This is a genomic window from Azospirillum sp. TSO5, assembly GCF_003116065.1.
GTDB lineage: Bacteria > Pseudomonadota > Alphaproteobacteria > Azospirillales > Azospirillaceae > Azospirillum.
Window position 1 is genome coordinate 87707 of sequence record NZ_LGQY01000020.1, and the last position, 26655, is coordinate 114361.

The 26655-nt window shown below is 66.8% G+C and carries 25 protein-coding genes; 18 read left to right on the plus strand and 7 right to left on the minus strand.

What is annotated here, in order from left to right:
• Positions 1 to 72 precede the first annotated feature (72 nt).
• Positions 73 to 813, plus strand: a complete 741-nt coding sequence (locus tag TSO5_RS06225) for a response regulator (protein WP_109150778.1) — start codon at positions 73 to 75, stop codon at positions 811 to 813.
• An 11-nt stretch (positions 814 to 824) separates the two neighbouring features.
• Positions 825 to 2147, plus strand: coding sequence for a HAMP domain-containing sensor histidine kinase (locus tag TSO5_RS06230; RefSeq protein ID WP_109150828.1), 1323 nt, complete (start codon positions 825 to 827; stop codon positions 2145 to 2147).
• Positions 2148 to 2155: 8 nt separating this feature from the next.
• Here TSO5_RS06230 and TSO5_RS06235 read toward each other — a convergent pair whose 3' ends face one another.
• Positions 2156 to 2803 carry a TetR/AcrR family transcriptional regulator gene (locus TSO5_RS06235; RefSeq protein WP_199230812.1) on the minus strand — a complete coding sequence of 216 codons (648 nt, stop codon included), beginning with the start codon at positions 2801 to 2803 and terminating at the stop codon, positions 2156 to 2158.
• A gap of 115 nt (positions 2804 to 2918) precedes the next feature.
• Here TSO5_RS06235 and TSO5_RS06240 point away from each other — a divergent pair, with 115 nt between their 5' ends.
• Both TSO5_RS06240 and TSO5_RS06245 read left to right on the plus strand, forming a co-directional pair.
• On the plus strand, positions 2919 to 4517 hold the full coding sequence (locus TSO5_RS06240; protein ID WP_109150779.1) for an ABC-F family ATP-binding cassette domain-containing protein: 1599 nt from the start codon (positions 2919 to 2921) through the stop codon (positions 4515 to 4517).
• A 185-nt stretch (positions 4518 to 4702) separates the two neighbouring features.
• A complete protein-coding gene (locus tag TSO5_RS06245; protein WP_109150780.1) occupies positions 4703 to 5779 on the plus strand; it encodes an alpha/beta hydrolase in 1077 nt (358 codons plus the stop codon).
• A 110-nt stretch (positions 5780 to 5889) separates the two neighbouring features.
• On the opposite strand, the gene TSO5_RS06250 is transcribed toward TSO5_RS06245, so the two are convergent.
• The 3 genes from TSO5_RS06250 to TSO5_RS06260 all read right to left on the minus strand — a co-directional run bounded on the left by TSO5_RS06250 (position 5890) and on the right by TSO5_RS06260 (position 9194).
• Positions 5890 to 6381 carry an Rrf2 family transcriptional regulator gene (locus tag TSO5_RS06250; RefSeq protein WP_109150781.1) on the minus strand — a complete coding sequence of 164 codons (492 nt, stop codon included), beginning with the start codon at positions 6379 to 6381 and terminating at the stop codon, positions 5890 to 5892.
• Between the two features lie 106 nt (positions 6382 to 6487).
• Positions 6488 to 8062 carry an MDR family MFS transporter gene (locus TSO5_RS06255; RefSeq protein WP_109150782.1) on the minus strand — a complete coding sequence of 525 codons (1575 nt, stop codon included), beginning with the start codon at positions 8060 to 8062 and terminating at the stop codon, positions 6488 to 6490.
• Positions 8063 to 8090: 28 nt separating this feature from the next.
• Positions 8091 to 9194 (minus strand): HlyD family secretion protein, encoded by a 1104-nt coding sequence (locus TSO5_RS06260; protein WP_109150783.1) that lies wholly within the window; start codon positions 9192 to 9194, stop codon positions 8091 to 8093.
• Between the two features lie 159 nt (positions 9195 to 9353).
• Here TSO5_RS06260 and TSO5_RS06265 point away from each other — a divergent pair, with 159 nt between their 5' ends.
• The 10 genes from TSO5_RS06265 to TSO5_RS06305 all read left to right on the plus strand — a co-directional run bounded on the left by TSO5_RS06265 (position 9354) and on the right by TSO5_RS06305 (position 18842).
• Entirely contained in the window at positions 9354 to 10319 is a 966-nt protein-coding gene (locus tag TSO5_RS06265) for a LysR family transcriptional regulator (RefSeq protein WP_109150784.1), read from the plus strand.
• 211 nt (positions 10320 to 10530) lie between these two features.
• Positions 10531 to 11286 (plus strand): SDR family oxidoreductase, encoded by a 756-nt coding sequence (locus TSO5_RS06270; protein ID WP_109150785.1) that lies wholly within the window; start codon positions 10531 to 10533, stop codon positions 11284 to 11286.
• 72 nt (positions 11287 to 11358) lie between these two features.
• Positions 11359 to 11775 (plus strand): cupin domain-containing protein, encoded by a 417-nt coding sequence (locus tag TSO5_RS06275; RefSeq protein WP_109150786.1) that lies wholly within the window; start codon positions 11359 to 11361, stop codon positions 11773 to 11775.
• An 87-nt stretch (positions 11776 to 11862) separates the two neighbouring features.
• Positions 11863 to 12393: an Rrf2 family transcriptional regulator gene (locus TSO5_RS06280; protein WP_109150787.1), complete on the plus strand. Its 531-nt coding sequence runs from the start codon at positions 11863 to 11865 to the stop codon at positions 12391 to 12393.
• Positions 12394 to 12787: 394 nt separating this feature from the next.
• On the plus strand, positions 12788 to 13450 hold the full coding sequence (locus tag TSO5_RS06285) for an alternative oxidase (protein ID WP_109150788.1): 663 nt from the start codon (positions 12788 to 12790) through the stop codon (positions 13448 to 13450).
• On the plus strand, positions 13447 to 13581 hold the full coding sequence (locus TSO5_RS33605) for a hypothetical protein (RefSeq protein WP_282183490.1): 135 nt from the start codon (positions 13447 to 13449) through the stop codon (positions 13579 to 13581). The genes TSO5_RS06285 and TSO5_RS33605 overlap by 4 nt, the downstream gene beginning before the upstream one ends.
• 188 nt (positions 13582 to 13769) lie before the next feature.
• Positions 13770 to 14927 (plus strand): bifunctional nicotinamide-nucleotide adenylyltransferase/Nudix hydroxylase, encoded by a 1158-nt coding sequence (locus tag TSO5_RS06290; RefSeq protein WP_109150789.1) that lies wholly within the window; start codon positions 13770 to 13772, stop codon positions 14925 to 14927.
• A gap of 85 nt (positions 14928 to 15012) precedes the next feature.
• Positions 15013 to 16725, plus strand: coding sequence for an NAD+ synthase (locus TSO5_RS06295; RefSeq protein ID WP_109150790.1), 1713 nt, complete (start codon positions 15013 to 15015; stop codon positions 16723 to 16725).
• A gap of 30 nt (positions 16726 to 16755) precedes the next feature.
• Positions 16756 to 18072: a nicotinate phosphoribosyltransferase gene (locus TSO5_RS06300; RefSeq protein ID WP_109150791.1), complete on the plus strand. Its 1317-nt coding sequence runs from the start codon at positions 16756 to 16758 to the stop codon at positions 18070 to 18072.
• 17 nt (positions 18073 to 18089) lie between these two features.
• A complete protein-coding gene (locus tag TSO5_RS06305; RefSeq protein WP_109150792.1) occupies positions 18090 to 18842 on the plus strand; it encodes an isochorismatase family protein in 753 nt (250 codons plus the stop codon).
• Between the two features lie 12 nt (positions 18843 to 18854).
• On the opposite strand, the gene TSO5_RS06310 is transcribed toward TSO5_RS06305, so the two are convergent.
• The 3 genes from TSO5_RS06310 to TSO5_RS06320 are packed head-to-tail and all read right to left on the minus strand — an operon-like array spanning position 18855 to position 21085.
• Positions 18855 to 20063 carry a glutathionylspermidine synthase family protein gene (locus tag TSO5_RS06310; RefSeq protein WP_109150793.1) on the minus strand — a complete coding sequence of 403 codons (1209 nt, stop codon included), beginning with the start codon at positions 20061 to 20063 and terminating at the stop codon, positions 18855 to 18857.
• A gap of 4 nt (positions 20064 to 20067) precedes the next feature.
• Positions 20068 to 20652 (minus strand): DUF1190 domain-containing protein, encoded by a 585-nt coding sequence (locus TSO5_RS06315; protein WP_109150794.1) that lies wholly within the window; start codon positions 20650 to 20652, stop codon positions 20068 to 20070.
• A 19-nt stretch (positions 20653 to 20671) separates the two neighbouring features.
• Positions 20672 to 21085 (minus strand): DUF350 domain-containing protein, encoded by a 414-nt coding sequence (locus TSO5_RS06320; protein WP_109150795.1) that lies wholly within the window; start codon positions 21083 to 21085, stop codon positions 20672 to 20674.
• Between the two features lie 217 nt (positions 21086 to 21302).
• Here TSO5_RS06320 and TSO5_RS06325 point away from each other — a divergent pair, with 217 nt between their 5' ends.
• Genes TSO5_RS06325 through TSO5_RS06340 form a run of 4 tightly spaced genes read left to right on the plus strand, consistent with a single transcriptional unit; the run spans position 21303 to position 26654 of the window.
• Complete coding sequence (locus TSO5_RS06325) at positions 21303 to 21887, plus strand: TetR/AcrR family transcriptional regulator (protein WP_199230813.1); 585 nt, start codon at positions 21303 to 21305, stop codon at positions 21885 to 21887.
• A complete protein-coding gene (locus tag TSO5_RS06330; protein ID WP_109150797.1) occupies positions 21884 to 25297 on the plus strand; it encodes an acyl-[ACP]--phospholipid O-acyltransferase in 3414 nt (1137 codons plus the stop codon). Before TSO5_RS06325 ends, TSO5_RS06330 begins: the two co-directional genes overlap by 4 nt.
• Positions 25294 to 25971, plus strand: a complete 678-nt coding sequence (locus tag TSO5_RS06335; protein ID WP_199230814.1) for a CDP-alcohol phosphatidyltransferase family protein — start codon at positions 25294 to 25296, stop codon at positions 25969 to 25971. The genes TSO5_RS06330 and TSO5_RS06335 overlap by 4 nt, the downstream gene beginning before the upstream one ends.
• Positions 25968 to 26654 (plus strand): lysophospholipid acyltransferase family protein, encoded by a 687-nt coding sequence (locus tag TSO5_RS06340; protein WP_109150799.1) that lies wholly within the window; start codon positions 25968 to 25970, stop codon positions 26652 to 26654. Before TSO5_RS06335 ends, TSO5_RS06340 begins: the two co-directional genes overlap by 4 nt.
• Position 26655: the final 1 nt, after the last annotated feature.

Below are 26655 nucleotides of genomic sequence, written 5' to 3' on the forward strand. Positions count from 1 at the left end.
GACACAAACCACCGGACGCGGGCAGCACTCCACCCGTCATAAGACCGCCGAACAGCAGCGGGGTTCGACCGAATGGATCACATCGACCACGTCCTGATCGTCGACGACGATCGCGACATCCGGGAACTGGTTTCCGGCTATCTGAAGAGGAACGGCCTGCGCGTGACCCTCGCCGCCGACGGCCGGCAGATGCGTTCTTTTCTGGAGCGCGACCTGGTGGATCTCATCGTGCTCGACATCATGATGCCGGGCGACGACGGGCTGGTTCTGTGCCGGGAGCTTCGCGCCGGGCGGCATGCCGCGACGCCGGTCCTGATGCTCACCGCGCGCAACGACGAGATGGACCGAGTCCTCGGCCTGGAGATGGGGGCCGACGACTATCTGGCGAAGCCGTTCGCCGCACGCGAGCTGCTGGCCCGCATCAAGGCGATCCTGCGCCGGGCGCGCATGCTGCCGCCCAACCTCCAGATCAGCGAGGCCGGACAGCTGTTGGGCTTCGGCACTTGGCGACTCGACACCGTCGCCCGCCACCTGCTCGACCAGGACGGCACGGCCGTCGCGCTGAGCGGCGCGGAGTACCGGTTGCTGCGCGTCTTCCTCGACCACCCGCAACGGGTCCTGTCGCGCGACCAGCTCCTCAACCTGACGCAGGGGCGCGAGGCGGAGCTGTTCGAACGGTCGGTCGACCTGCTGGTCAGCCGGCTCCGGCAGCGGCTGCGCGACGACGCGCGCGAGCCCAGCCACATCAAGACGGTGCGCAACGAAGGCTATGTCCTGGCGATGCCGGTGGAGATCATGAGGGCACGGTCATGAGGGACGCGGTCATGACGGGCGCAATCCGCCGGCTCCATCGCGTCCTGCATCCGCCGCGTACCTTGCGCTGGCGGCTGTTCCTCATCCTCTTGACCGGGCTTGTCCTGGCGCATGGATTGTCCTTCGGCGCGCTGGTCCTGGAGCGCGCCAGTGCCGCCAAGGCGATGATGCTCGGCGCGCTGGAGCAGGATGTGGCGACCTCGGTCGCCTTGCTCGACCGCCTGCCGCCGGAGGAGCGCGGCCGTTGGCTGGCGGTGCTGGAGCGGCGCACCTACCGGTACGAGCTTGGCCCCGGCCTGCCGGGCGTGCCGGACTTGGGCAGCCGCGGCGCGGAGATCGCCCGCGCCATCAACGGCGGTGCCGGCCCCGACTTCCCGGTGGTGGTCGAGACCATTCCGGGCGACCGCCCGCATCTTCAGGCCCATGTCACGCTTCGCGACGGCTCGCCGGTGACAATCGACGTGACACCGGCGCTCATGCCGCTCGCCGCCTGGCTCCCCCTTCTGCTGACTGCCCAGCTCGTGCTGCTGGTTCTCTGCACCTGGGTCGGCGTGCGGCAGGCGATCCGGCCATTGGCGCGCTTCGCCAAGGCTGCCGAGACTCTCGATCCCGGTGGCACGTCGGCGCGGCTGGAGGAGGACGGCCCGAGCGAAGTCGCCCATGCCGCGACCGCTTTCAACGCCATGCGGGACAGGATCGCCCATTACATGGAGGAGCGCGTGCGGATCCTCGCCGCCATCTCCCACGACCTCCAGACGCCGATCACCCGCATGGCTCTGCGGGTCGAGATGGCGGAGGACAGCCCGGAGAAGGAGCGGCTGCTCCGGGATTTGTCGCAGATCGAACGGCTGGTGCGCGAAGGGGTGGCCTATGCGCGCAGCGCCCATGGCGATGTCGAGACGCCGGCCCGCATCGACGTGGGGTCCTTCGTCGAAAGCCTCGCCTTCGACTATCAGGACATGGGCAAGCCAGTGACCGTCCACGGGCTCTCCGACGCGGTCTTGACCACCCGACCGCACGCGCTGCGCCGCATTCTGACCAACCTGATCGACAATGCCCTGAAATTCGCCGGAGAGGCCGAGATCATGGTGACCCGGGACAGCACCGGCCGGATCGGCGTCGCCGTCCGCGACACCGGTCCCGGCATTCCCGAGCATCAGCTCACCGCCGTCCTCCAGCCCTTCTACCGACTGGAACAGTCCCGCAACCGTGACTCCGGAGGAACCGGACTGGGGCTCGCCATCGCTCACCAGCTGGCGCTGGCGATCAGCGGGTCGCTGACGCTACGGAACCGGCGCACCGGCGGCCTCTGTGCCGAGGTGACGCTCGGCTGACGGGCGGGCTAACCGTTTCCGAAGGCAGTGGCGAAGACCGCCCAGCGCTCCTCGAACAGCCGCAAGAGGGACGGCACGTTCCCCCCCCTGTCATCGCCGAGCCGCAGCCGGTTGTTGACGCCCTCCAGCAGGTCGACCAGGATCCCGCAGACCCAAGCTGGATCGCCGGGCCGCAGTTCGCCCGCGCCTTGGGCGGCGGCGACGCATCCGACCAGCGGTTCCAAGGCATCACGCGACCAGCTCGCCAGCCGCTCCCGGAGAACCGCCGAGATCGCAGCCTCGGCGCTGACGGAGAGGTAGAAGGCGGCGTAATCGCGCGACGACCCGATCTCGACATAACGGAACGCGGCGCGGCGCAACGCGTCGAGCGCCCCCTTTCCCTCCTTGCCATCGGCGGCGGACAGCAGCGCGTCGCGGAACCGCCCGACGTCACGCCCGACCACCGCTTCGAGGAGGGCGGCTTTGTTGGGGTAACGGCGATAAAGCGTGTGCTTGGACACACCGAGTTCGGCCGCAATCTCTTCCAGACCGCTGTTGGCGACGCCCTTGCGGCAGAAGACGGCCCTGGCGCCATCGAGGATGCGCGCATCGATGGCCGCGGCCTGCTCCCTGGTCGGCCGTCCTCCTGGCTTGCGTCCGCCGGTGTCCACGTTCACATCCCTTCAGCTCTCTATCGGCCAGCAAAACAGCACAGGTCCGTTGCGTTTTCCATCGCCATCTGGTATCAGCACGATTACGTGCTGATATTCTGACTCCAACAAGGGGCGACGCATGGCATCAATCTCCCTATCCCGGATCGGTTGGGCCACGCCTGACGGCCACAGCGTCCTGACCGGTGTCGACCTGAATTTCGCACAAGAGCGCACCGGCCTCGTCGGGCGGAACGGCGTCGGCAAATCGACCCTGTTGAAACTCATCACCGGAGAACGTCAGCCGCTCACCGGCACCGTCCGGGTCACCGGCACGCTCGGCCTGCTGAAACAGGCGGTCCGACCCAGCGAGCGGGAAACGGTGGCCGATCTGTTCGGCGTGGCCGGGGAGCTCGCCCTCCTACGCCGCGCCGAGGCTGGGACAGCAAGCGTGGAGGAACTGGCGGACGCCGATTGGACGCTGGCGGAGCGCATCACCGCCGCCCTGGCCCGCGTCGGGCTTGATGCCGCTCCCGAGTCCCGGCTGACGGAACTCTCCGGCGGCCAGCGGACGCGCGCCAGCCTTGCCGCGGCAATCTTCGCCGCACCGGATTTCCTGCTGCTTGACGAGCCGACCAACAACCTCGATCGCTCCGGCCGCGAGGCGGTGATCGCCCTCCTCGCCGGCTGGCGGGCTGGAGCGATCGTCGTCAGCCATGATCGCGAGCTTCTCGACCGGATGGACGCCATCGTCGAACTGACCTCGCTGGGTGCCACCCGATACGGCGGCAACTGGACGCGCTATCGCGAGCGCAAGGCGACGGAACTGGAAGCCGCTCAACAGGATCTGGCCCACGCGGAAAAGCAGGCGACCGAGGTCCGGCGCAAAGCGCAACGCGCGGCGGAGCGGCAGGACCGGCGTGATGCGGCCGGGTCACGGAAGGCGGCGCAAGGCGACATGCCCCGCATCCTGCTGGGCGCGCGCAAGAGCAATGCCGAGGCCAGCCGGGGTGCCGGCGCCAAACTGGCCGACCGCCAGCGGGCGGAGGCCGAGGGAGCGCTCGCATCGGCACGGTCCCGAATCGAGATCCTGCAGGACCTCTCGGTGGCGCTGCCGCCAACCGGGCTCCCGGCCAATAAAACCGTCCTGCGGCTGGACGGGGTCACCGCCGGCCATGACCCGGACCATCCGATCATCCGCGATCTGTCCTTCACCATGGAGGGGCCGGAACGGGTCGCCATCGTCGGGCCGAACGGATCGGGCAAGACGACGCTGGTGACACTGATCGCCGGCGGGATTGGGCCGATGCGGGGGACGGTTTCGGTCGCCGTCGACTTCGCCATGCTGGACCAGCGCGTCGGCATCCTCGATCCCGATGCGTCGATCCTCGACAACTTCCGGCGCCTCAATCCCGGCGCAACCGACAATGCCTACCGGGCGGCACTCGCCCGCTTCCTGTTCCGGGCGGACGCGCCCCTGCAACAGGTGAGAACGCTGAGCGGCGGGCAGATGCTGCGCGCCGGCCTCGCCTGCACGCTGGGCGGCCCGCGGCCACCGGCACTGCTGATCCTGGACGAGCCGACCAACCACCTGGACGTTGAGTCGGTCGAAGCCATGGAGGCGGGGCTGAGATCCTATGACGGCGCCATCCTGCTGGTCAGCCATGACAAGACGTTCATGACCAACATCGACATCAACCGGCGGTTGAATCTCGGCTCAGCGAAAGGCGACGGCCCATAGCCTCTGCCGGCATGACCGATCCGGGACAGGGTCGGGACGATCCCCTCCATCGGGACTTTGTATCCCACTGTATCCGAGGGGCCGGACGGTACAGACGCTTTCACCATGCCCCATGGCCGGACATGCGGGGGATACATCGGCCTCTCATGTTGCGGCCACGGATGAACGCATCTCGGGAGAGAAAGATGGTACGGAAACTGGAGACGGAAACCGCCGGCACAGCCCTGGTCGACCACGGGCGGCGGCGATTCATCGGCACGGCGACCTTCGCAGCGGCGGCGGCCGGCCTGGGGCTGGGAATGGGACGGGCGCAGGCCGCCGAAGCTCTTACCGCCCGGCCGGCGGCGGGCTCTTCCTCGCCCACGGGGTTTAAATCACTGAAGCAGATCAATGCCGGACCGCTCAACATCGGCTATGCCGAGGATGGTCCCGCCGATGGACCGGTGGTCCTCCTCCTGCACGGCTGGCCCTACGACATCCACAGCTATGTGAAGGTGGTGCCCATCCTGGCGGCGGCCGGCTACCGCCTCATCGTTCCCCATCTGCGCGGCTACGGCACGACGCGCTTCTTGTCCGCCGCAACGCCGCGCAACGGCCAGCAGGCGGCCATCGCCGCCGACATGATTGCCCTGATGGATGCGCTGAAGATAAAGACCGCAATCCTCGCCGGCTACGATTGGGGTGCCAGGACGGCGAACATCATGGCGGCACTCTGGCCGGAGCGCTGCAAGGCCATGGTATCGGTCAGTGGCTATCTGATCGGCAGCCAGGAGCTCAACCGGGCGCCGCTGCCTCCCAAGGCGGAGCTGCAATGGTGGTACCAGTATTACTTCGCGACCGACCGCGGCCGCGCCGGTTATGCGAAGTATACGCATGACTTCGCCCGGCTCATCTGGCAACTGGCCTCCCCGAACTGGGCCTTCGACGACGCCACTTTCAACCGGTCCGCGGCTTCCCTCGACAATCCCGACCATGTCGACATCAGCATCCACAACTACCGCTGGCGACTCGGCCTTGCGGAGGGGGAGGCGCAATATGACGCGCTTGAACGGGCGCTGGCGGCGTTCCCGACCATCAAGGTTCCGACGATCACCATGGAAGGCGACGCCAACGGCGCGCCGCACCCTTCACCGGACATGTACCGTGCGAAGTTCACCGGTCGATACGAGCATCGGTTGATCACCGGCGGCATCGGTCACAATCTGCCGCAGGAGGCGCCGAGAGCCTTCGCGCAGGCCGTATTGGATGTTGGCAAAGATTGACCGGGACCTGACCGCAAAAGTGGCACAGGCCTTCCCGGCTGGATGTCGATAATGCGGATGCCCATGAGTTCGCAGCCGACGCTGGCCAAGAGCCCGAAGCCGGCTGATGGTCACGAATCTTGCTTCGCGGCCCCCTGCCCGTGGGTATGGAGGACAGGGGGCTGCGGCAGGCCGAGCATGGATGCCATGCTACGGCGATGGCGGACGATGTCGGCCAAGCTATAGTCGTCCAGGACAGCCAGGAAGGCCTGCAACGCCTCATGCAGAGCGCTGCGCAGGTTGCAGGCCGGACTCAGTCGACAGAGGGGCGGGTCCTGAAGCGCGCCCATGCAGTCGACGATGGCCATGTCCTCTTCGGTGTAGCGGACGACGTCGCCGATCCGGATCTGCTCGGCCGGACGGCCGAGGCGCAGCCCGCCATTCCGTCCCCTCACGGTTTCGATATAGCCGCCACGCCCGAGATCGTTCGCCACCTTCATCAGGTGGTTTTTCGAAATGCCATACACCTGCGCAACCTCGCTGATGGTCGGCAACCCCTCCTGCCGCACAGCGAGGTACATGAGCAGGCGCAGCGCATAATCCGTATAGCTCGACAAGCGCATCGCCGACCAAACCTGTATAAATTCTACATCAATATAGCCGTGCTTCTTAAAACCTGCAATCGACCGTCCGATTCCGTCGGGACGGAACGCCGGCAGAAGCCGCGGTTCAATGGGCGCCGCCCCCGCCCAGATGGTCGGGCTTCTTCAGCAGCAGGGTCGCGAGCAGAGCGACCAGCAGGGCGGTGCCCAGCAGGAAAAATGCATCACTGAACGCCATGACGAAGGCCTGTTTGCGCACAACCGCACCGATGGCGACATAGGCGCGGCGCCCGGCTTCGAGCGGATCGGTGATGCCATGCGACTGGAAGTACCGGGTCAACTGCTCGATGCGGGCGACGGTCGCCGGCTCGAACAACGACACCGCGTGCGACAGGATGTTGGAGTGGAACTGCTCGCGTTTCGTCAGGAAGGTCTGCAGCAAGGCGATGCCGACGGCGCCTCCCAGGTTCCGCATCATGTTGAACAGGCCGGAGGCCGAGCCTGCGTTCTCCTTCTCGATGCCGGCGGTCGCCACCGCCGACAGCGGCGCGAAGACCAGCGCCTGCCCGACGGCGCGCACGATGTTCGGCACCAGCAGTTGGTCTGCGGCGTAGGACGTGGTCATGGCGATGTTCATGAAGGCGCTGCCGGCGAAGAGTGCGAAACCCACGGCGATCAGCAGCCGCGCATCGAATCGCTTCATCAGGCGCGGAACCAGCGGGATCAGCAAAAGCTGCGGCAGCCCGGTCCAGGCCAGTACGCTGCCGATCTGTTCGGCGTTGTAACCCTGGATGCGCGACAGATAGACGGGCAGGACGAAGACGGACCCGTAGAGCGCCACGCCCAGCATGAAGTTCGCAACGATGCCGAACCCGAAGTTGCGCCGCACCAGCAGCCGCAGGTTCAGCAGCGGCCGGGCGCTGCGCAGCTCGATCCACAGGAACAGCCCCAGCGAGACCGCCGCCACGACACTCAGCCGCAGAATGAAGGGCGAACCGAACCAGTCCTCCTTGTTGCCCTCCTCCAGCACAGTCTGCAACGTGCCGAGCCCCACCGCCATCGTGACGATCCCCGGCCAGTCGCCCGTCTTCAGCAGGCCGAGCTTCATGGGCGCGGGGTCCAGCGAGAAGGCCAGCAGGCCGACCATCACGGCGCCGGGGACCAGATTGACGTAGAAGATGTACTGCCAGCCCCAGTTCTCTGTCAGATAGCCGCCGATGGTCGGCCCGATCGCCGGGGCGAAGGTCGCCGACAGGGCGAACAGGGCGAGCCCGATCGACTGCTGCGCCTTGGGCAGAAGCGTGATGATGATGGTGAAGGCCATCGGGATCAGCACGCCGCCGCTGAAGCCCTGGATCGCGCGCAGGATGATCATCTGCTCCAGGTTCGCGGCAAAGGCGCAGAGGACGGAGAAGACGAGAAACAGCACCGCGTTGGTCAGCAGATAGCGGCGGATGGAGAAGACCTGGGCCAGCCAGCCGCTCAACGGGATCACGATGATCTCGGCCACCAGATAGGCGGTGGAGATCCAGCCGCCGTCGTCGATGCCGGCGCCGATGGCGCCCTGGATGTCGGCGAGCGAGGCGTTGACGATCTGGATGTTAAGCACCGCCATGAACGCGCCCAGCGTCGAGCCGGTCACGGCAAGCCAGTTGCGGGTGGAGGCGGTGCCGGCCGGGCCGGCTGCGGCAGGAATGGACATGGTCCTGGTCCTTTGTCCAGAGGGGGGCTCAGCTTGCGGGCGTCGCCGTTTCGCGGGTGTCGATGGTCGGCTCGACCGACATGCCGGGGCGCAGCAGACCCGACAGGGGGCCGGGATCTAGGACAATCCTCACAGGGATGCGCTGCACGATCTTGGTGAAGTTCCCGGTGGCGTTGTCCGGCGGCAGCAAGGCGAATTCCAGCCCGCTGGCCGGGGACAGGCTGTCGACATGGCCCTTCAGCTCGACGCCGGGGAAGCCGTCCACCGCGATCTCCACCGGCTGCCCGGCATGGACGTGGGTCAGCTGGGTTTCCTTGAAGTTCGCGACGACATAGACCGCCTGCAGCGGCACCACGGCCATCAACTGCGTGCCGGTCTGCACATACTGCCCGACCCGCAGCGAGCGGGCACCCACCGTACCGGAGATTGGGGCGGCGATGACCGTGTAGGACAGGTTCAGCCGCGCCTGCTCCAGCGCGCTGTGGCTGCGGTCGCGCTGGGCCACCGCCTTGCCGCGCTCGGTGACCAGAACCGCGATCTTGTTTTCGGCGGCAGCCAGAGCGGCACGGTCGCCACGCAACTTGGCCTGTGCCTGACCCAAGGTCGACTCCGCCTGCTGCGCCCGCTGGGTCGTGCCGTATCCGGTCCGCATCAAGTTGCTGTAGCGCGCGTTTTCCTTCTGCGCGAAAGCGAGGGCGACCTCGCTCGCCGCCACCTCGGCCCTCTCCTGCTCGATCAGCGACCGCTGCAGCACGATCTGGGCGTCCAGGTTGCGGATCGCCGCCTCCGTCGTCTCCAACTCCGCCCGTGCCTGATCCAGCGCCACGCGAAAATCGCGGTCGTCGATCCGCGCCAACGGCTGGCCGGCAACAACACTCTGGTTGTCCTGCACCAGCACTTCGGCGACATAGCCGGACACCTTGGGCGCGATCACTGTATGATCGGCTTTGACATAGGCGTCGTCGGTGCTTTCCAGATGCCGCCCGACCGTCCAGTAGCGATAGCCGGCGTTGCCCGACGCGGCGACGACGCCGAGGAGAGCCAGTGCGAGCGCCATGCGCTTCAGCGCCTTGCGCGTGCCGAGCGCGGCAGGCGCCGCTCCGGCCTCTTTGCCGTGAGTGAGTTCAACCATGGCACCGATCCTTTTCCGAGGGATTGCCGGGAGCCGTGGTCGTCCCGGACCGCGATGTCAGGATGGGTGCGGGGATGCCGGTTGAGAATTTGGGAAAGGCTGGAAAGATTATCCGGCGTGAGTTGATAATCGCGGCGAACCAAGGCGGCGGGGGTGCGCATGGACCGGCTGACGAGCCTGACGGCCTTTGTGCGGGTGGTGGAGTGCGGGGGCTTTTCCGCGGCGGCTCGGCGGCTGAACCTGTCCGTCACCATGGTGAGCAACCATGTCCAGGCGCTGGAGGACCGGCTGGCGGTCCGCCTGCTGAATCGGACCACGCGGCGTGTCAGCCTGACCGATGCCGGTCGGGCGTATTATGACCGCTGCGTCACCATCCTCGCCGAGCTGGAGGCCGCCGACGAGTTGGCCGTGGCGCTGACCGCGACGCCACGGGGCACCCTGCGCCTGCACATCGGCACACACCTCGCCCGCTTCATCGCACCGGTGATCGGCGATTTCGTCGCGCGCTACCCGGCGATTTCGGTGGAGTTGACCATCGGCGAGGCTTCGGTTGACATCGTGGACGAAGGGTTCGACCTGGCGGTGCACCCGTTGCAGCCGCAGAACACCAGCCTGATCTGCCGGCGGCTGACGCCCTGGCGGCATGTGCTGTGCGCGGCGCCGGCCTATCTGGAAAGGCACGGCATTCCCCAAAACCTGGAGGATCTGGCGAACCACAATTGCCTGCGCTACAGCCATTACCCATTCGGCAATGAGTGGCGTTTCACCGGCCCGGACCAGTCGGACCTGTCGGTACGGGTGTCGGGCAATCTGGTGACCAACAGCGCGGAAACCCTGCTGCTGGTCGCATTGAGCGGCGAGGGTTTGCTGCTACTGCCCAGCTTTATCGTACTGGACGCTTTGCGCAGCGGAGCCCTTTGCCGGCTGCTGCCGGACCACCGGCCGGTGGAGTTCGCCATCAACGCCATCTATCCGCACCGCGATCACTTGTCCACCAAGGTGAGAGCCTTCATCGACCTGCTGGCCGTACATTTCGCCCGGCATCGCGAATGGCTGAACCCCTTCGACCCCTCCTCTACGCGGTCGGGAGCCGGACCCGACGGATTGCCACCGCACCAGGACTGAACGGTCCCACCGGCGGCTTCGTCACGCGGTCGACAAACGCAGACAAGAATAATCTCCGTTTCTTGCTTGCGTGACAAAACGCGGACTGATACTGTCTGCGTTATTGGATGGGCAGCCGGATCGCGGTGATCCGCAAGGTTCGAACGCCCGCCGCCGCCATTTCCGGCTTTTCAATCGGGCACCGGACGCCCGTCGGACAGGAGAGGGACTCATGAAAATCGTCGTCATCGGTGGAACGGGGCTGATCGGTTCCAAGCTTGTCGCCATCCTGAGCGCCAGCGGCCATGAGGTCGTGGCCGCCTCGCCCAGCAAGGGCGTGAACACCATCACCGGCGAGGGATTGGACGAGGCACTGGCCGGCGCTGCGGTCGTCGTCGACGTGTCCAATGCCCCGTCCTTCGATGAAACGGTCGTGACCGATTTCTTCCGGACCTCCGGCGGCAATCTGGCCGCGGCCGAGGCGAAGGCTGGTGTCCGCCACCATGTCGCCCTGTCGATCGTCGGCACCGACAGCGTCGCCGACCTCGGCTATTTCCGTGCCAAGATGGAACAGGAACGGCTGATCGCGCAGTCCGGCATTCCCTACACCATCGTCCGCGCCACCCAGTTCCTGGAATTCCTCGCCGGCATCGCCGACGGCCATGCCGATGGCGACACGGTGCGGCTGGCGCCGGTGCAGTTCCAGCCGATTGCAGCGGACGATGTGGCCGCCATCCTGGCCGAGACCGCCCTGGCGCAGCCGCTCAACGGACGCATCGACATCGCCGGTCCGGACCGCGGTCCCTTCGCCGACATCGTCGGCCATTATCTCAAGGCCGTGGGCGACCGCCGCAGCGCCGTCGGCGATCCGGCAGCCCGCTATTTCGGCGGCAGCGTCACCGAATTTTCCCTGGTCCCCACCGGCCCGGCCCGCCTCGGCCGGATCGGCCTGACCGACTGGCTCGAACGGTCCAAGGCCGGCTCCTGATCGACTTTCCGCCCCCGGGGCCTCGTGACCCGGCGTCCAATCAAAACCGTCGATTTCTGAAGGAGCAGACCCATGAAGCGCTTTATCGCCCCCCTCTTGTTCGCGACCCTGCCGTTCGCCACGGCCCTGGCCGATACCCCCCAGTCGAAAAATGCCAAGGTGACTTTGGTTTACGAACACGCACTGCCCGACGTGCCCGGCAAGAGCGTCAAGGGCGTGCTGGTCGAATATGGTCCGGGCGGCTATTCGCCAGCCCATACCCATGCGAAGTCGGCACTCATCTACGCCACCGTGTTGGAAGGGGCGATCCGCAGCAAGGTCAATGACGGCCCGGCCAAAACCTATCGGGTGGGCGAGAACTTTACCGAACTGCCGGGCGACCATCATGGGGTCAGCGCCAACGCAAGCGACACCAAGCCGGCGAAGCTCCTTGCGGTCTTCGTGGTGGACACCGCCGATACGGAGCTGACCACGCCGGACAGGAAGTGACGGGGAAGTTGCGGAACAGGGACGGCTTGCGCTTTGAAACGCAGATTATTAATGTCCCTGTTCCTCTGTTTTCCATCGGAACCGGCCATGGCACATCTCACCGTCAGCGTCGAGTATAGCATTCACTGTCTTCTCTGGCTGGTCTCATCAGGAAACCAGCCATTGAGCAGCCGTGACTTGGCCGAACTGCAGGGCATTTCACCGTCTTTTCTTGCCAAGATCTTCCCGAAGCTTGAAAAGGCCGGACTCGTCATGGCCAGCGAAGGCGTGCGCGGCGGCTATCGGCTGGCCAAAGCGCCGGAGGACATCACCTTTCTGGACATCGTCGATGCGATCGAAGGCGACAAGCCGCTTTTCGATTGCCAGGAAATCCGCGGTCGCTGCGCGGTGTTCGGGGAGCAACCGCCCTCCTGGGCGACATCCGGTGTCTGTGCGGTGCATGCGGTGATGCTGCGCGCGGAAAAGGCGATGCGGGCGGAATTGGCCAAGGAGACACTTGCCAGTGTCGCCAATACATTTGGCCGAAAGGCCCCGCCGGAATTCTCCGACAAAATCGCACACTGGATGCAGGACCGGTTCAATGCCCGGACCTCGACACGCACGTCGCGATCCAAATGAATCGTCCGTCCTCCCCCAGGCGGGACGCTGAGCATCGGACATTGAGCTTGGATGCGGCGTCGGGACTGAGATAACGACCGTAACATTCATAATATATGATTGATTTTTGTCGCCGGCCATCATGTTGCCGTGCGACCGGCTCACGAACCTCATTAAAGAGTGCAGCACGTCGCCCCGTTCATCCGCGCTTCCTGGACATCCATCCAACTCCCGACGCCAAGTGCGACAATCTGTCCGCTCTTAAAGATACATTTTTAGCGCATATTATATCCACAACATCAAGCGGCCGGCGCCAACGGCGACACGCTCGATGCACCTGACACGTCACGCTGTGGACGCCGTCGACAACCGCCGACAGAGCGTACCGGCGCACAGGAGCCGAGGAGCTCAGATCATGAAGACCTTCATCCTCACCACGCATCACACGCCGCGCAACGTCAGTGACCGCATCGCGCTGGGCTTCACCAAGGCGCTGCGCCTGCTGGCCGACACCTTCTTCGCCAAGCGCTATGGACATCGCGCCATTGTGCTGGAAACAGTGGCGGCGGTTCCCGGCATGGTCGGCGCGACGTTGCAGCATCTGCGCTGCCTGCGCCGCATGCAGCATGACCAGGGCTGGATTCACACCTTGCTCGACGAGGCCGAGAATGAACGCATGCACCTGATGACCTTCATCGAGGTGGCGAAGCCGAACTGGCTGGAACGCGTCCTGATCCTGCTGACCCAGGGTGCCTTCTACAACGCTTTCTTCCTGCTGTACCTGATCTCGCCGCAGACGGCCCACCGTGTGGTCGGCTATTTCGAAGAGGAAGCGGTCATCAGCTACACCGGCTACCTCGCTGAAATCGATGCCGGCCGTCATGCGAACCCGCCGGCCCCGCGCCTTGCCATCGATTACTGGCAGCTTCCGGAAACCGCCACCCTGCGCGATGTCGTGCTCGCCGTCCGTAACGACGAGGCCAACCATCGCGACGTGAACCACGGCTTTGCCGATACGCTGGCCGGCCAGCAGTCTGCCAATGGGGATCACTGTGACGAACCGCGCAAGGCGGCTTGATCGAAAGTGTCAAGGTGGCCGTGTTCGCCCGCAATGCGAAAGTCCGGCAGAACCCGGCCGCCAAAGCTCCGGTTCCGACGCTGGCTGTCGCCGGTGAAGAACGTATTTGGGCGGTGCCGCTTTTCGTCTGATGACGTCATCTCTCAAGACTCGGGAGCCTCGGGAGTCCCGGCCCCATTCACTATCTCCAGCCACACGCTACCGAAGGCATTGCTCCAAAAGAGCATGCACGAGGATCTTGAGAAACCTCCGCCATGACCGTATCGTTCTTGTGCCGCAGATAGACTGCGGCGTTCTTTCAGCAAGGAGCTTGCTGAGCATGGTTTCTACCAACAGCACCGGACGCGAGTCCGGCACCCTGTCGTTGCCGAGGAAGACCGCGGTTCCCAATACCCAAGGCGCCCTGGCCACCAGAGCGGATAACGCCTTGGCATACGATTTTTTGGTCTTTGTCGGCCGCTTCCGCCCGTTCCATCTCGGCCATCTCACCGTCATGAAGCGGGCTCTGTCGCTGGGCCGGCATCTGATCGTGCTGGTCGGATCGTCGCGTCAGGCGCGCAGCCACCGGAATCCCTTCCGCTTCGAAGAGGTGCGCTCCTGCATAGCAGGTGCCTTCACCCCGGAAGAGTGGGAGCGCATCACGGTGCTTCCTCTCATCGACCGCTACAACGACCTGGAATGGATCCGCGATGTCCAAGCCGCGGTGCATGGTGTCGTCGTGCAGCACCATCGGCCTGCCGACGGCTCGCCCCCCAAGGTCGGGCTGATCGGTCATTCGAAGGACCACAGCAGCTACTATCTGCGCATGTTCCCGCAATGGGGCGCCGTAGAATGCATGAACTGCCGCGGGATTTCGGCCACGCCCATCCGCGACGCCTATTTCGCCGACGCGGCGGCGGCGCTGGAGGTATGGAAAGAGGCATTGCCCGCGAATGTCACCGCCTTCATGGCGGAGTTCGCGCGCACCGACGAGTACAAGCGGCTGGCCGAGGAAAGCGCCTATATCGCCAAATATAAGGCAGGCTGGGCCAACGCACCTTACCCTCCGACCTTTCTGACCGCCGATGCCGTGGTGGTCCTGTCCGGTCACGTCCTGCTGGTCGAACGCCGGGGCCTGCCCGGACGCGGCCTGTGGGCCCTGCCCGGCGGCTTCGTCGGTCAGCATGAGCGGATCAAGGACGCCATGATCCGCGAGTTGCGGGAGGAGACGAAGCTCAAAATTCCGGCGGGCTTTCTGGAGGGCGGCATCCGCGCCAGCCAGATCTTCGATCACCCCTACCGCTCGACGCGCGGGCGGACGGTGACGCAGGCCTTCCTCATCCAGCTCAAGCCCACCGACGAAGGTTTCCCCAAGGTGCGCGGCGGTGACGACGCCAAATCGGCCCGCTGGATGCCGATCGCGGAAATCGATCCCGAACAGATGTTCGAGGATCACTTCCATATCATCCAAACACTGATCGCGTTGTCCAACAACTGAGTGCGGTGTCCACCCGGCGCTGCAATCCAGCATGACGACCAAGCCCGCCGGACAGACCGGCGGCATTCGGCAAAGGAGCTTTGCCATGTCAACCACTCCGTCCACCACTCTGCGCATCGTCTGCATCCAGGCCAACCCCACGGTCGGCGCCCTCCGCGATAACTTCGCCATTATCCGCCGCCGCCGCGAGCAGTACCGCGGCAAGGCCGACCTGCTGGTGTTCAGCGAATGTTTCGGCACCGGCTATCCGCTTCAGGATCTGGTGCTGCGTCCGGGCTTCCGGCGCGATTTCCGCGCGGCGCTCGACGCGCTGGCGGCTGAAATGCGGGGCGACGGCGGACCGGCGGTGCTGGTCGGCGGTCCGCTCGACGGCGCCGCCCTGCCCTACAACGCCGCCTTTCTCATCGAGACCGACGGTTCGATGAAGATCGTGCTGAAGCACACGCTTCCAAATGATGAGGTCTACGACGAGAAGCGGGTTTTCGCCCCCGGCCCCCTGCCTTCGCCCGTCGATTTCCGCGGCTTCCGCCTGGGCATCGCCATCTGCGAGGATTTCTGGCACGGCAAGGTCGCCCAAGCTCTGGCGGCCGAAGGCGCAGAGGTGCTGATCGTACCGAACGGCTCGCATTTCAGGACCGGAAAGCAGGCGGTGCGGCTCGCCATCGGCCGGCGCACGGTCAAGGCCACGGGCCTGCCGATCCTCTACGTCAATCAGGTCGGCGGACAGGACAGCCTGGTGTTCGATGGGGGAAGCTATGTGATGGACCGGGTCGGGCTGGTGATCGCCCAAGCCGGCTTCCGGGAATGCGATTTCGAAATCACGCTGGAGCGCGGCGACGACGGAGGCGTCGATCTGCGGCGTGGCGACGTGCTCGGCATGCTGCCGAACAATTACCCCGACGAGACCGAAGCCATGTATCGGGCGTTGGTGCTGGGCTTGCGCGACTATGTGAACAAGAACGGTTTTCCCGGCGTGGTGCTCGGCATGTCGGGCGGCATCGACAGTGCTTTGTCGGCCATCGTCGCGGTGGACGCGCTGGGCGCCGGGCGCGTGCTGCCGGTGCGCATGCCGTCGCCCTACACCTCGGCGGAGAGCATGGAGGATGCCGAACGGGCCACCACCCTGCTCGGCACCCGCATGCTGACCGTGCCGATCGCGCCGGCGATGGCCGCCTTCGACGGCATGCTCGCCCCGGTCTTCAATGACCTGCCGGTGCCGTCGGCGGACACCACCTTCGAGAATGTCCAGGCGCGGGCGCGCGGCATGACCCTGATGGCGCTGTCCAACCGGCTTGGGCTGATGGTGCTGAGCACCGGCAACAAGAGCGAGATGAGTGTGGGCTATGCGACCCTCTACGGCGACATGTGCGGCGGCTATTCGGTGCTGAAGGACGTCTACAAGACAGTCGTCTTCCGTCTGGCACGCTGGCGAAACACGCACCGTCCCGAAGGCCTGCTCGGCCCGCAAGGTGCCGTGATGCCCGACCGCATCATCGCCAAGCCGCCGAGCGCAGAACTGCGCGAGGGGCAGACCGACGAGCAGGCGCTGGGCGCCTACGAGCATCTGGACGCGGTGCTCGCCACCATGGTCGAGGGTCTGAACGGGGCGGACCGCGCCGCCGAACTGGCGAGCGCCGCCGTCGCCCAGCCGATTTCCACCGCCTATGCCGAGCGCATCGCCCGCGTGACGGCGCGTGCGCAGTACAAGCGCGACCAGAGCCCTCCGGGCGTCGTCGTCACCGAACGGACCTACGGGCCGGGCTGGCGTCTGCCGGTCACCAACCATTACGGGCTGTGACCCGGTCAGCGAGAACAGGAGGTTTCAGCCATGCTCGTCAATTTCAGCAGCCGCGCCCACAACCACAATTTCGCCACCGACTTCATCGTCCGGTCGCTGCTAGACACCGACTGGTACAAGCTGGCGATGCTGCAGTTCATCTGGCGGCATTTCCGCGACGTGAAGGTCCGCTTCAGCCTGATCAACCGCACCCGCTCGGTGAAGCTGGCCCGGATCATCGACGAGGCCGAACTGCGCCGCCAGCTCGACAATGTGCGCTCGCTGCGCCTGAAGCGGTCCGAGGCGGTCTGGCTGCAAGGCAACACCTTCTATGGGCAGCGCGGGATCTTCCGGCCCGAGTTCGTCGCCTGGCTCGCCGACGACTTCGCCCTGCCCGACTACCGGCTGTCGGAGGAGGACGGCCAGTGGCGCCTGGATTTCGAAGGGTCGTGGGCAAGGACGACGATGTGGGAGATCTACGCCCTCAGTGTCATCAACGAGTTGAAGACGCGCGCCGCGCTCGCCAGCATGACCGAGACCGAACTCGACATCCTCTATGCCCGCGCCAAGGTCCGCCTGTGGGACAAGATCGAAAAGCTGCGGCCTCTCAAGGATCTCAGCCTGTCGGACTTCGGCACGCGACGACGCCACAGCTTTCTGTGGCAGGAATATGTGGTGGAAACGTTGGCGGCCGAACTCGGCCCGCGCTTCATCGGCACCTCGAACACCCACCTCGCCATGAAGCATGACTTGGAGGCCATCGGCACCAACGCACACGAGCTGCCGACGACGGTCGCCGCGCTGGCCCGGACTGATGACGATCTGCGGGCGGCACAGTACGACGTGTTGCGGCTGTGGCAGGAGACCTATGGCGGCGCGATGCTGGTGTTCCTGCCCGACACCTTCGGGTCGACCCAGTTCCTGAAGGACGCACCGGGTTGGGTGGCGGACTGGACCGGCATGCGGGTGGACAGCAAGGAGCCGGTGACGGCGGGCGAGGAATACATCGCCTGGCTGGAGCGCCACGGCCGCGATCCTCGGGAGAAGCGCGTCCTGTTCAGCGACGGGCTGGATGTCGAGGACATCGTGAAGCTTCACCGGACCTTCGGTGGCCGGATCCGCGACGGCTACGGCTGGGGCACCCTGCTGACCTCGGATTTCCGGAACTGCCACCCGCGCAACGGCCAGGGGCTCGATCCGCTGAGCCTCGTCTGCAAGGTGACCGCGGTCGAGGTTGACGGCGCCTGGAAGGGAGCGGTCAAGCTCAGCGACAATTACGAGAAGGCCACCGGCCCGGCTTCCGAGGTCGCCCGCTATCGCGCCATTTTCGGCACCGAGGGCGTCGCGAACGTCCCGGTGCTGGTCTGAACCGGGGGAGAGGAACCATGACCGAGACCATCATGAACCCGGCCGCCGCTCTGGAGGCCGTCGCCGCCGCCCTGCCGGTGCGCAGCACCAGCGTTTCGCTGGCCGGCAAACGGGTTGGCAAGCTCGACGTCGATCCGGTGAACGGGTTCGCCGCCATCGGCGGCGGCAATCTGGCGCCGCCGGTCGCCGATGCCCAGGTCAGCCGCATGATCGCCGAGATCGACCGCACCAACCGCCTGTTCATCGAGGCACACTATCCCATAGCGGTGTTCCTCGACACCCATGAACTGGGCAAACCAGAATACCCCTACCCGCCCCACTGCGAGGCCGGCACCGGCGAAGAGAATCTGGTCGAGGAGCTGTCCTGGCTGGACGGCGCTCCCGGCGTCACACTGATGCGCAAGGACTGCATCAACGGCGTTGTCGGGACGACCGACCTCGCGAGCGGGCGGAACCGGCTGTTCGACTGGATCGCCGCCAACTGCATTGAGACGCTGGTGGTGGACGGCATCTGCACCGACATCTGCGTGCTTCAGGCGGTGCAGGCCCTGCTGTCGGCGCGCAATCACGGCATGACCGGGCCGCTGCGCGAGATCCTGGTGTATGAGCCGGGATGTGCCACCTACGATCTGCCGCTGGACACCGCCCGCGACCTCGGCCTGCCGGACACCGCGGCCCACCCGCAAATGATCGCCCATCACATCGGGCTCTACCTGATGCAGGCGAGCGGCGCCATCATCGCCAACGAGCTTCTCTTCCGCGGCGCGTGACCGCAAGCACCGTCAGGGCGACGCGATCATGTGCGGGACGAAGCGGCTGGTATTGCCGGTGATCAGCGCGCGGTCCTCGCGAATTCCCAGACCGCAGGCCTTGTCGCCGGCCATCCAGACGCCGAAGACGGCATGGTTGCCATCGGCCTCCGCCAGCGGCGTGAAGGCCTGATACACCCAGCCCTCGTCGACATAGGGCCCGTCGGTCTGCGCGATCGGCTGACCGACCGGGAAGCCAGCGGCGTCGAGGGTGGCGATGCTCACGTTGCTGCCCTCGCGGCCGAGCAGCGGCTTTGCCACCACCATGCTGCCGGCCGGAAAGCCGGTGCGGTCGAGGGCCGTTGGCAACAGGTTGGGGTGGCCAGGGTTCAGTTCCCACAGCAGGGCGAACAGCCCCTTCGACGCCATCACCATCTTCCAGGCCGGCTCGATCATCCGGATCCGCCCTTGAGCGGCGGCGGCCACCAGTTCGCGGCCGGTCGTCTCCCGGATCATCCAGTCCCAGGGATACAGCTTCATCAGGTGCCGGATCGGCAGACCGGCATCGTCCAGAAAACAGCCGGAGGCGTCGTCATAGCGGATCGCCTGGATCGGCATCGCCTTGGTGGTCATGCCGGCGCGCAGGGCCAGGGTCTGGAGATAGGCGATGGTCGCCTCATCCTCCGGGTGCGGCATCAGGCAGGCGAAATGCACCGCCTCGGCCTGCGATGCCAGGGCAGGGAACGCCTGCTTGCGGGCCTGCCAGCGCTCGACCAGAGCCTCCTCCAGGCTGTTAAACTGGTCGGCGTCCGGATGGACGTCCTGAAGCCAGCACCATTGGGCGACGGCGGTCTCGTATAGGGAGGTCGGCGTTTCCGCATTCAGCTCCAGCGCTTTCGGCGGCCCGCCCTTGCCGTCCCAGGCGAAGTCGAAACGGGCGTAGAGCGCCATGTCCCGTCCCTCACGCTCCATCCAGCTCGCCTCGATGGCGGGAGCAGCCCAGCGGGGAAGTCCGACCGCCTCGTACAGGCCCCGCGTCACCACATGGCCGACCGCCTCCTCGCACAGCCGGTAGACCTCCTCGGCGGCGGCCTCCAGCGTCTCGATTTCGGCGAGGGAGAAGCGCCAGTAGGCGCTTTCGTCCCAGTAGGCCGTGCCATCGGCGTCGGTGTGGAAGGGAAAGCCGATCTCGTCGAGCTTGGTCTGCCACTGCGGGCGGGGGGCCGTCGGCACGCGCTCCATAGCCTCAGCTCCCCGAAAAGCCGCGTGACGACCCGGTCGAGCCGAAGCCGGCGCTGCGCCCGCTCGTGGTGACCGTGACGGACTTGCCGGCGTTGCCCGAACCCGGCCGATAGTAGGATCCGGAACTGGAGGTCACGCCCCCGCTGCCCTGGCGAATCTCGTCCCGGCGCTGCGGCGGGAGCGGTGTCTCGGCGATCCGGGTGTTGCCGCTGCGGGCGTAACCCTGACGGTCGAAATAAACCGGCTGGGCGTAACCGCCGGTCAGGCTGCGGCCGATCATGAAGCCGACCAGTGCCGGAACGAAGACGTTCCCCGTGCTGCTTCCCACGCCTTCATTTGCCGGAGTGCAGGCACCATCCCCCATCTCCGCTTCGCAGGCTTCCCGGCTTGAAAAACGGGGTGCGCCCGCCAGATGCTCTTCGCGGGCGGCGGCAAAGGCCTCGGCACAGTCGCTTGCCGGCTTCTCGGCGGTGCAGGCCTCGACGGAGGGATAGACGGTCGCCTCTTCAGGGCCGTCCTCGCCGCAAGCGAACAGGACCGGGCTGATTCCGCCCAGCAGCAGGGCCGCCACGGTGCGGGAGCGCTTCATCGGAAAGCCTTTCCTCGAATCAATAAGTCAGCGAGCCGTAGTTCAGCAGCCCGACCGCGATGGACAGGCTGGCGAGCAGGATGCCGTAAGCGGTGCGGTCGGCTTCGACACCGGCACGGAAATCCGGCAACAGCACGCGCGAGCCGATGACGTAGACAAGAAGCTGCGACACCAGCGCGATCATTCCCCACACCGTCAGATCGACGATGCTGGTCGTGTGGGAGGCGACGCTCGTCAACGGCAAGGCGAAGCCGATCATGGCGCCGCCCAGGGTCAGGGCCGCGGTCGAGTTCCCCTGACGGACCAGCGCCAGATCGCGATAGGGGGTAACGGCGGTGTAGGCCAGGATGAACAGCAGCAGGAACCCCAGCATCACGACAGCGAAGAGCAAATAGGACGGAAGGGTTGTCAGAGACTGGAGAACCGACGTCATACCTTCATCCAACGTTGTATCGCCACCCCCCAGCGTTGCATCGTTCGTGGACGTTCGACAAGGACGGATCGGGATGGCGGGGGGCAGAGCGCGGTGGCTCAAAGGTGGTATATCCATAGGCTGCGACTGGAACGCCCTGACTTATACTTTATCGTCGTTGTGCCCGTGAAATGGCCTCGTCACCTTGTGAGTGAACATTCACTCACAGGGAGGCGTCATGTCCACCGATGTTCGCCACAAGGTCCGCGATGCCGCCATCGCGCTGTTCGCCCAGAAGGGGGTGAAGGCGACGACGGTCCGTGACATCGCCCGTTCCGCCGGGGTATCGGAGGGAGCGCTCTACCGCCACTGGCCAAGCAAGGAGGAACTGGCGGCCGACCTGTTCGCGGCGGAATACACGGCCATGTCGCAAAGCCTGCGCGACGAGGCGGGCCAAGGTCCGGCGCCGGAGCGGCTGCGGCGGGTCATCCACCACGCCTTCCATCTGGCGGAGGCGGCTCCCGACCGCACCCGCTTCCTTCTGCTGTCGCAGCATGAATCGCTGCCCCTGGTCCCCAAGGGCCAGGAGACGCCGGTCGACGTGATCTGCGGCATCGTCGCCGACGGGATCGCGGAGGGCAGCATCGTTCCGGCCGACCGCGATGCGCTGTCCCACATCGTCATCGGCGCCATCGTGCTGAACGTGCAGTCGCAGGTTTACGGCCGGCAGACGGCGCCGCTCTCCAGCCTGGCCGACCCGATCGCCGACGCGATCCTCACCGGCATCGCGACCTCCACCGCCAGGACCGGAGCCGGACAATGAACGCGTCATCCCTTCTCGCGTCGCGGCGCTTCCTGCCGCTGTTTCTCGCCCAATTCCTCGGCGCCTTCGGCGACAATGTCCTGCGCGGCGCCATCGCGGTGCTGGCGGTGTATGGCGTGTCGGGCGGCGGCGCGCTGAGCGGAGCGATGATCTCGACCCTGGCGGCGGGCGCCTTTACCCTGCCCTTCCTGCTGCTGTCCGCCACCGCCGGCCAGCTGGCCGACCGTTACGACCGCACGGTGATCGCCCGCATCGTCAAGCTGGCAGAGATCGGGCTGATGGCGATGGCGTCCTGGGGCATCGTCGACGCCGACCTGCCGGTCCTGATCATCGCGCTGGTCGGCATGGGCGCCCATTCGACGCTGTTCGGGCCGGTCAAGTACGGCCTGCTGCCCGACCTGCTCGACCCGTCCGAACTGACCACCGCCAACGGTCTGGTCGAGGCCGGAACCTTCGTCGCCATCCTGCTGGGCACCATCGCCGGCGGCTCGCTTGCTCTGCTCCATCCCTGGGCGGTGCCGGGGCTGCTCGGCGCTTCCGCGGTGCTGGGCCTCGCCGCGTCGCTGTTCATCCCGCGCGCCGGCAATGCCGACCCGGCGGTGCGCGTTGGGCTGAACCCGCTGTCGGTGACGGCAAAGGTGCTGCGCGCGGCCTCCGGCGACAGGCCGTCGATGCGGGCGATCCACGGCATCTCGGTGTTCTGGGGCGTCGGCGCGGTGGTGATGGCGCAATTCCCGTCCATCGCCCGCGAGACGCTGGGAACCGACAGCGGCGGCGCCACCCTGTTGCTGGCGGTGTTCGCCATCGGCGTGGCCGCCGGCTCGGTGTTTGCCGGCCTTAGCCACCGCACGCCGTCCACCGCCGATGCCGGCCGCGCCGCACTGGCCGGTCTGGTTGCCGCGCTGGCGGGTGCCGTCCTGCCCCTGCTGACCCCGGCCGCCCCGGCGGCGAACCCGCTGTCGCCCCTGGCCCTGCTGGCTCAGCCCTGGGCGCTGCCGTTGCTGGCCGACCTGTTCGTCATCGCCGCCGCGGGCGGAGCCTTCGCCGTTCCGCTCTATGCCCTGATCCAGCATCGGGCGCCGGCGGGCTCCCGCGCCCGCGTCATCGCCGCCGCCAACGTGGTCAACGCGCTTTACATGGTGGCCGGTTCGGCCGCTGCCGCCGCGATGCTGGCGCTGGGTGCCTCGCCGCTGGCGGTCGCGTCGGTGGGCGGCGCCAGCATGCTGGTCGCCGTCGTGATGACGCTCGCCGTCGATGCGCAGGCGCTGATGCGCGTGGTCTTCCGTGGCCTGTTCCGGCTGGCCTTCCGGGTCGAGGTCCGCGGGGCGGAGCATCTGGCCGGTCTCGACGGCGCCGCCGTGGTGACGCCGAACCACCAGTCCTTCCTGGACGGCGCTCTGCTCGCCGCCTTCCTGCCGGGCATGCGCTTCGCGGTCGACACCCACATCGCCAAGCATCCGCTGGTCAAGCCGTTCCTGGCAATCGCCGACCATGTCACCATCGACCCGACCAACCCGCTGGGAACCCGCATCCTGGCCCGCGCCCTTGCCGACGGCGACAAAGTCTGCGTCTTTCCGGAGGGGCGGATCACCGTAACCGGGTCGCTGATGAAGATCAACGGCGGTCCCGGCATGCTGGCTGACAAGGCCCGCTGCCCGGTGGTGCCGGTCTGCATCGAGGGTGCCCAGCGTTCGATCCTGTCACGCATGCAGGGTCGGCTGCGGTTGGGCCTGTTCCCGCGCATCACCATCACCGTGCTGCCGCCGGTGACAACCCCCGACGTTGGCGGTCTGATCGGCAAGAAGCGGCGTGCCGCCCTGAAGTCCTGGCTGTCGCGCGTGATGACGGAGAGCGTCTTCGCCGCCCGCCCGCGGCAGGAGACGCTGATGCTGGCCCTGCTCGACGCCCGGGCCAAGACCGGCGCGCGGGAGGAGGCCGTCCAGGACGGCGACTTCTCCACCCTGTCCTATCGTGCGCTGGCGTCCCGCGCCCTGGTGCTCGGCCGCATCCTGACGCGCGGCACGCAGGCGGACGAGCCGGTGGGCGTGCTGCTGCCGACGGCATCGCCGACCGCGGCGGTGTTCTTCGGCCTCGCCGCCCATGGCCGTCCGGCCGCCATGCTGAACTTCACCGCCGGCCCGGACGCGGTGAAGGCCGCCTGCCGCGCCGCCGGGGTGCGCCGCATCGTCACCTCCGCCCAGTTCATCGAGAAGGCCCGCCTCGGCGCGCTGGTCGAGGCGCTGGCCGCCGACCACGCCATCATCCATCTTGAGGAGGTCAAGCGCGGGCTGCGGCTGGGCGACAAGCTGCGCGCCCTGGTAGCACTGGTCGTGCCGGAACGGCTGCTGCCGCCGCAGGGCAGCGGCGACGACATCGCCGCCATCCTCTTCACCTCCGGGTCGGAGGGGCCGCCGAAGGGCGTGGCGCTCAGCCACGGCAACCTGCTCGCCAACATGGCGCAGGTCGCGTCGGTGGTGGATTTCACCCGGCGGGACGTGGTGTTCAACTGCCTGCCCACCTTCCACTCCTTCGGCCTGACCGGCGGCATGCTGCTGCCGATCCTGAACGGGGTGAAGACGGTGCTCTACCCCAACCCGCGCCATGTCCGGCTGATCCCGGAACTGGTCTACCAGACCAACGCCACGGTCCTGTTCGGCACCGACTTCTTCCTGAACGCCTGGACGCGGTCCGCCGACCCCTACGACTACCGCTCGCTGCGCCTCGTTTTCGCCGGGGCCGAGCGGCTGCAGGACGAGACGCGGCGCGTCTACACCGAACGGCTGCGTGTCCATCTGCTGGAGGGCTACGGCACCACCGAGACCGCGCCGGTGATCGCCGTCAACACCCCGGCCCGTTTCCGTTCCGGCAGCGTCGGACAGGCGCTGCCCGGCATCGAGACCGAACTGGTGCCGGTGCCGGGCGTCGATGCCGGCGGGCGGCTGCGGGTGCGCGGGCCGAACGTGATGAAGGGCTACCTGCACGCCGACCGTCCCGGCGTGATCCAGCCGCCGCAGGATGGCTGGCACGACACCGGCGACATCGTCGAGATCGACGCCGACGGCTTCATCCGCATCGTCGGCCGGGTCAAGCGCTTCGCCAAGGTGGCTGGCGAGATGATCCCGCTCGGCCTGGTCGAAGAGTTGGCGAGCCTTGCCGATCCGGACGCCACGCACGCCGCCGTCGCCCTGCCCGATGCCAAGCGCGGAGAGCGGATCGTGTTGGCGACCACCAGCGCCGTCCTGGCCCGCGATGCGCTGGTCGCCGCCGCACGCAGCAGGGGAGCGCCCGAGATTGCCATTCCGCGCGACATCCTGCGCATCGACGCCGTCCCGCTGCTGGGCACCGGCAAGACCGATTATCCGGCCGTGACGCGGTTCGCCGCCGAGGCCGTTGCCAAGGAGCCTGCATGATGGAAACCTCTGCAACCGCCGCCAAGGCGGCCGCCGACCGGCGCCCCATCGCCACTCGGTCGGCCCGCTGGGCGCAACGGCTGGCGGCGTGGCTGACCACGACACCGGTGACCCCCAACCAGATCTCGCTGCTGTCGGCCGTGTGGGCGGCAATCGGCGGCGCCTTGCTGTTGCAGGGCGGTGTCCTGGCCTGGATCGGCGCCGCGCTGTGCGTCCAGCTGCGCCTTGTGTGCAACCTGCTCGACGGCATGGTCGCGGTGGAGGGCGGCAAGGGATCGCCAGTCGGCGCGCTCTACAACGAGATTCCCGACCGTGTCGCCGACACCGCCTTCCTGGTGCCGCTGGGCTATGCAGTCGGTCTGTCCTGGCTCGGCTGGGCGGCGGCGCTGGCCGCCATGATGACCGCCTATGTCCGCACCTTCGGCGGCGCCTTGGGGTTGGCGCAGGATTTCGGCGGCGTGATGGCCAAGCAGCGCCGGATGGCCGCCCTCACCGTCGCCCTGCTTGCCCAGGCGGCCGAGCATGCGCTGTGGGGTACGAGCTACAGCCTGCTTGCGGCAGCCTGGATCATCATGGCCGGCAGCCTGCTGACCGTCGCGACGCGCACGCTCGGCATCGCCCGCCGCCTGAACGCCCAGCATCTGGAAGCCCTCAAACCGGAGGTCCGGTCATGATCGCTCTTTTCCAACCGGCGCTCCGCCACGGTCTCTTGGGGCTGACCCGCCTGCTGGTCGGTGCCCGCGCAAGCTGGGAAGGCAGTGCCCCTGCGGACGTCCCGCGCATTTATTTCGCCAACCACAGCAGCCATCTCGACACGCTCGCCGTCATGGCGGCCCTGCCGGCGAAGCTGCGGGCGCGCACGCATCCGGTGGCCGCGCTCGACTATTGGGGCGGCTCGGCCCTGCGCCGCGCGGTGGCGGTGGGATGCCTGAACGCACTGCTGGTCGACCGCACCGGCAAGGCGACGGCGGAAGTGATGGATGCCATGGCGGCGGTGCTGGAAACCGGGCAGTCGCTGATCCTCTTTCCCGAAGGTACGCGCGGCGACGGCACCGTGGCGCCGTTCAAGAGCGGTCTCTTCCATCTCTCCCAACGTGTGCCGAAGGCCGAACTGGTGCCCGTCTTCATCGAGAACCTGCACCGCGTGATGCCGAAGGGCATGCCGCTGCTGGTGCCGCTGATCTGCACCATGCGCTTCGGCGCGCCGCTGGAACCGGTCGAGGGCGAGGGCAAGGCGGCATTCCTGGAGCGGGCGCGCGACGCGCTGGTGTCGCTGTCCCGGCCCGCCTCGCAGTCCAACTCCCAATCCGGCTCCCAGGCCAACCCCCAGCCCTCTGACCAACGGACCACCCGATGAG

Coding starts and splice junctions, on each gene's coding strand:
- TSO5_RS06315 (WP_109150794.1), bottom strand. CDS start 20,652: ATGAAGCGCTCCCGCACCGTGGCGGCCCTGCTGCTGGGCGGAATCAGC.
- TSO5_RS06335 (WP_199230814.1), top strand. CDS start 25,294: ATGATGGAAACCTCTGCAACCGCCGCCAAGGCGGCCGCCGACCGGCGC.
- TSO5_RS06250 (WP_109150781.1), bottom strand. CDS start 6,381: ATGCGCTTGTCGAGCTATACGGATTATGCGCTGCGCCTGCTCATGTAC.
- TSO5_RS06225 (WP_109150778.1), top strand. CDS start 73: ATGGATCACATCGACCACGTCCTGATCGTCGACGACGATCGCGACATC.
- TSO5_RS06330 (WP_109150797.1), top strand. CDS start 21,884: ATGAACGCGTCATCCCTTCTCGCGTCGCGGCGCTTCCTGCCGCTGTTT.
- TSO5_RS06305 (WP_109150792.1), top strand. CDS start 18,090: ATGACCGAGACCATCATGAACCCGGCCGCCGCTCTGGAGGCCGTCGCC.
- TSO5_RS06325 (WP_199230813.1), top strand. CDS start 21,303: ATGTCCACCGATGTTCGCCACAAGGTCCGCGATGCCGCCATCGCGCTG.
- TSO5_RS06280 (WP_109150787.1), top strand. CDS start 11,863: ATGGCACATCTCACCGTCAGCGTCGAGTATAGCATTCACTGTCTTCTC.
- TSO5_RS06265 (WP_109150784.1), top strand. CDS start 9,354: ATGGACCGGCTGACGAGCCTGACGGCCTTTGTGCGGGTGGTGGAGTGC.
- TSO5_RS06295 (WP_109150790.1), top strand. CDS start 15,013: ATGTCAACCACTCCGTCCACCACTCTGCGCATCGTCTGCATCCAGGCC.
- TSO5_RS06300 (WP_109150791.1), top strand. CDS start 16,756: ATGCTCGTCAATTTCAGCAGCCGCGCCCACAACCACAATTTCGCCACC.
- TSO5_RS06230 (WP_109150828.1), top strand. CDS start 825: ATGACGGGCGCAATCCGCCGGCTCCATCGCGTCCTGCATCCGCCGCGT.
- TSO5_RS06285 (WP_109150788.1), top strand. CDS start 12,788: ATGAAGACCTTCATCCTCACCACGCATCACACGCCGCGCAACGTCAGT.
- TSO5_RS06245 (WP_109150780.1), top strand. CDS start 4,703: ATGGTACGGAAACTGGAGACGGAAACCGCCGGCACAGCCCTGGTCGAC.
- TSO5_RS06255 (WP_109150782.1), bottom strand. CDS start 8,062: ATGTCCATTCCTGCCGCAGCCGGCCCGGCCGGCACCGCCTCCACCCGC.
- TSO5_RS06340 (WP_109150799.1), top strand. CDS start 25,968: ATGATCGCTCTTTTCCAACCGGCGCTCCGCCACGGTCTCTTGGGGCTG.
- TSO5_RS06310 (WP_109150793.1), bottom strand. CDS start 20,063: ATGGAGCGCGTGCCGACGGCCCCCCGCCCGCAGTGGCAGACCAAGCTC.
- TSO5_RS06270 (WP_109150785.1), top strand. CDS start 10,531: ATGAAAATCGTCGTCATCGGTGGAACGGGGCTGATCGGTTCCAAGCTT.
- TSO5_RS06240 (WP_109150779.1), top strand. CDS start 2,919: ATGGCATCAATCTCCCTATCCCGGATCGGTTGGGCCACGCCTGACGGC.
- TSO5_RS06275 (WP_109150786.1), top strand. CDS start 11,359: ATGAAGCGCTTTATCGCCCCCCTCTTGTTCGCGACCCTGCCGTTCGCC.
- TSO5_RS06260 (WP_109150783.1), bottom strand. CDS start 9,194: ATGGTTGAACTCACTCACGGCAAAGAGGCCGGAGCGGCGCCTGCCGCG.
- TSO5_RS06320 (WP_109150795.1), bottom strand. CDS start 21,085: ATGACGTCGGTTCTCCAGTCTCTGACAACCCTTCCGTCCTATTTGCTC.
- TSO5_RS06290 (WP_109150789.1), top strand. CDS start 13,770: ATGGTTTCTACCAACAGCACCGGACGCGAGTCCGGCACCCTGTCGTTG.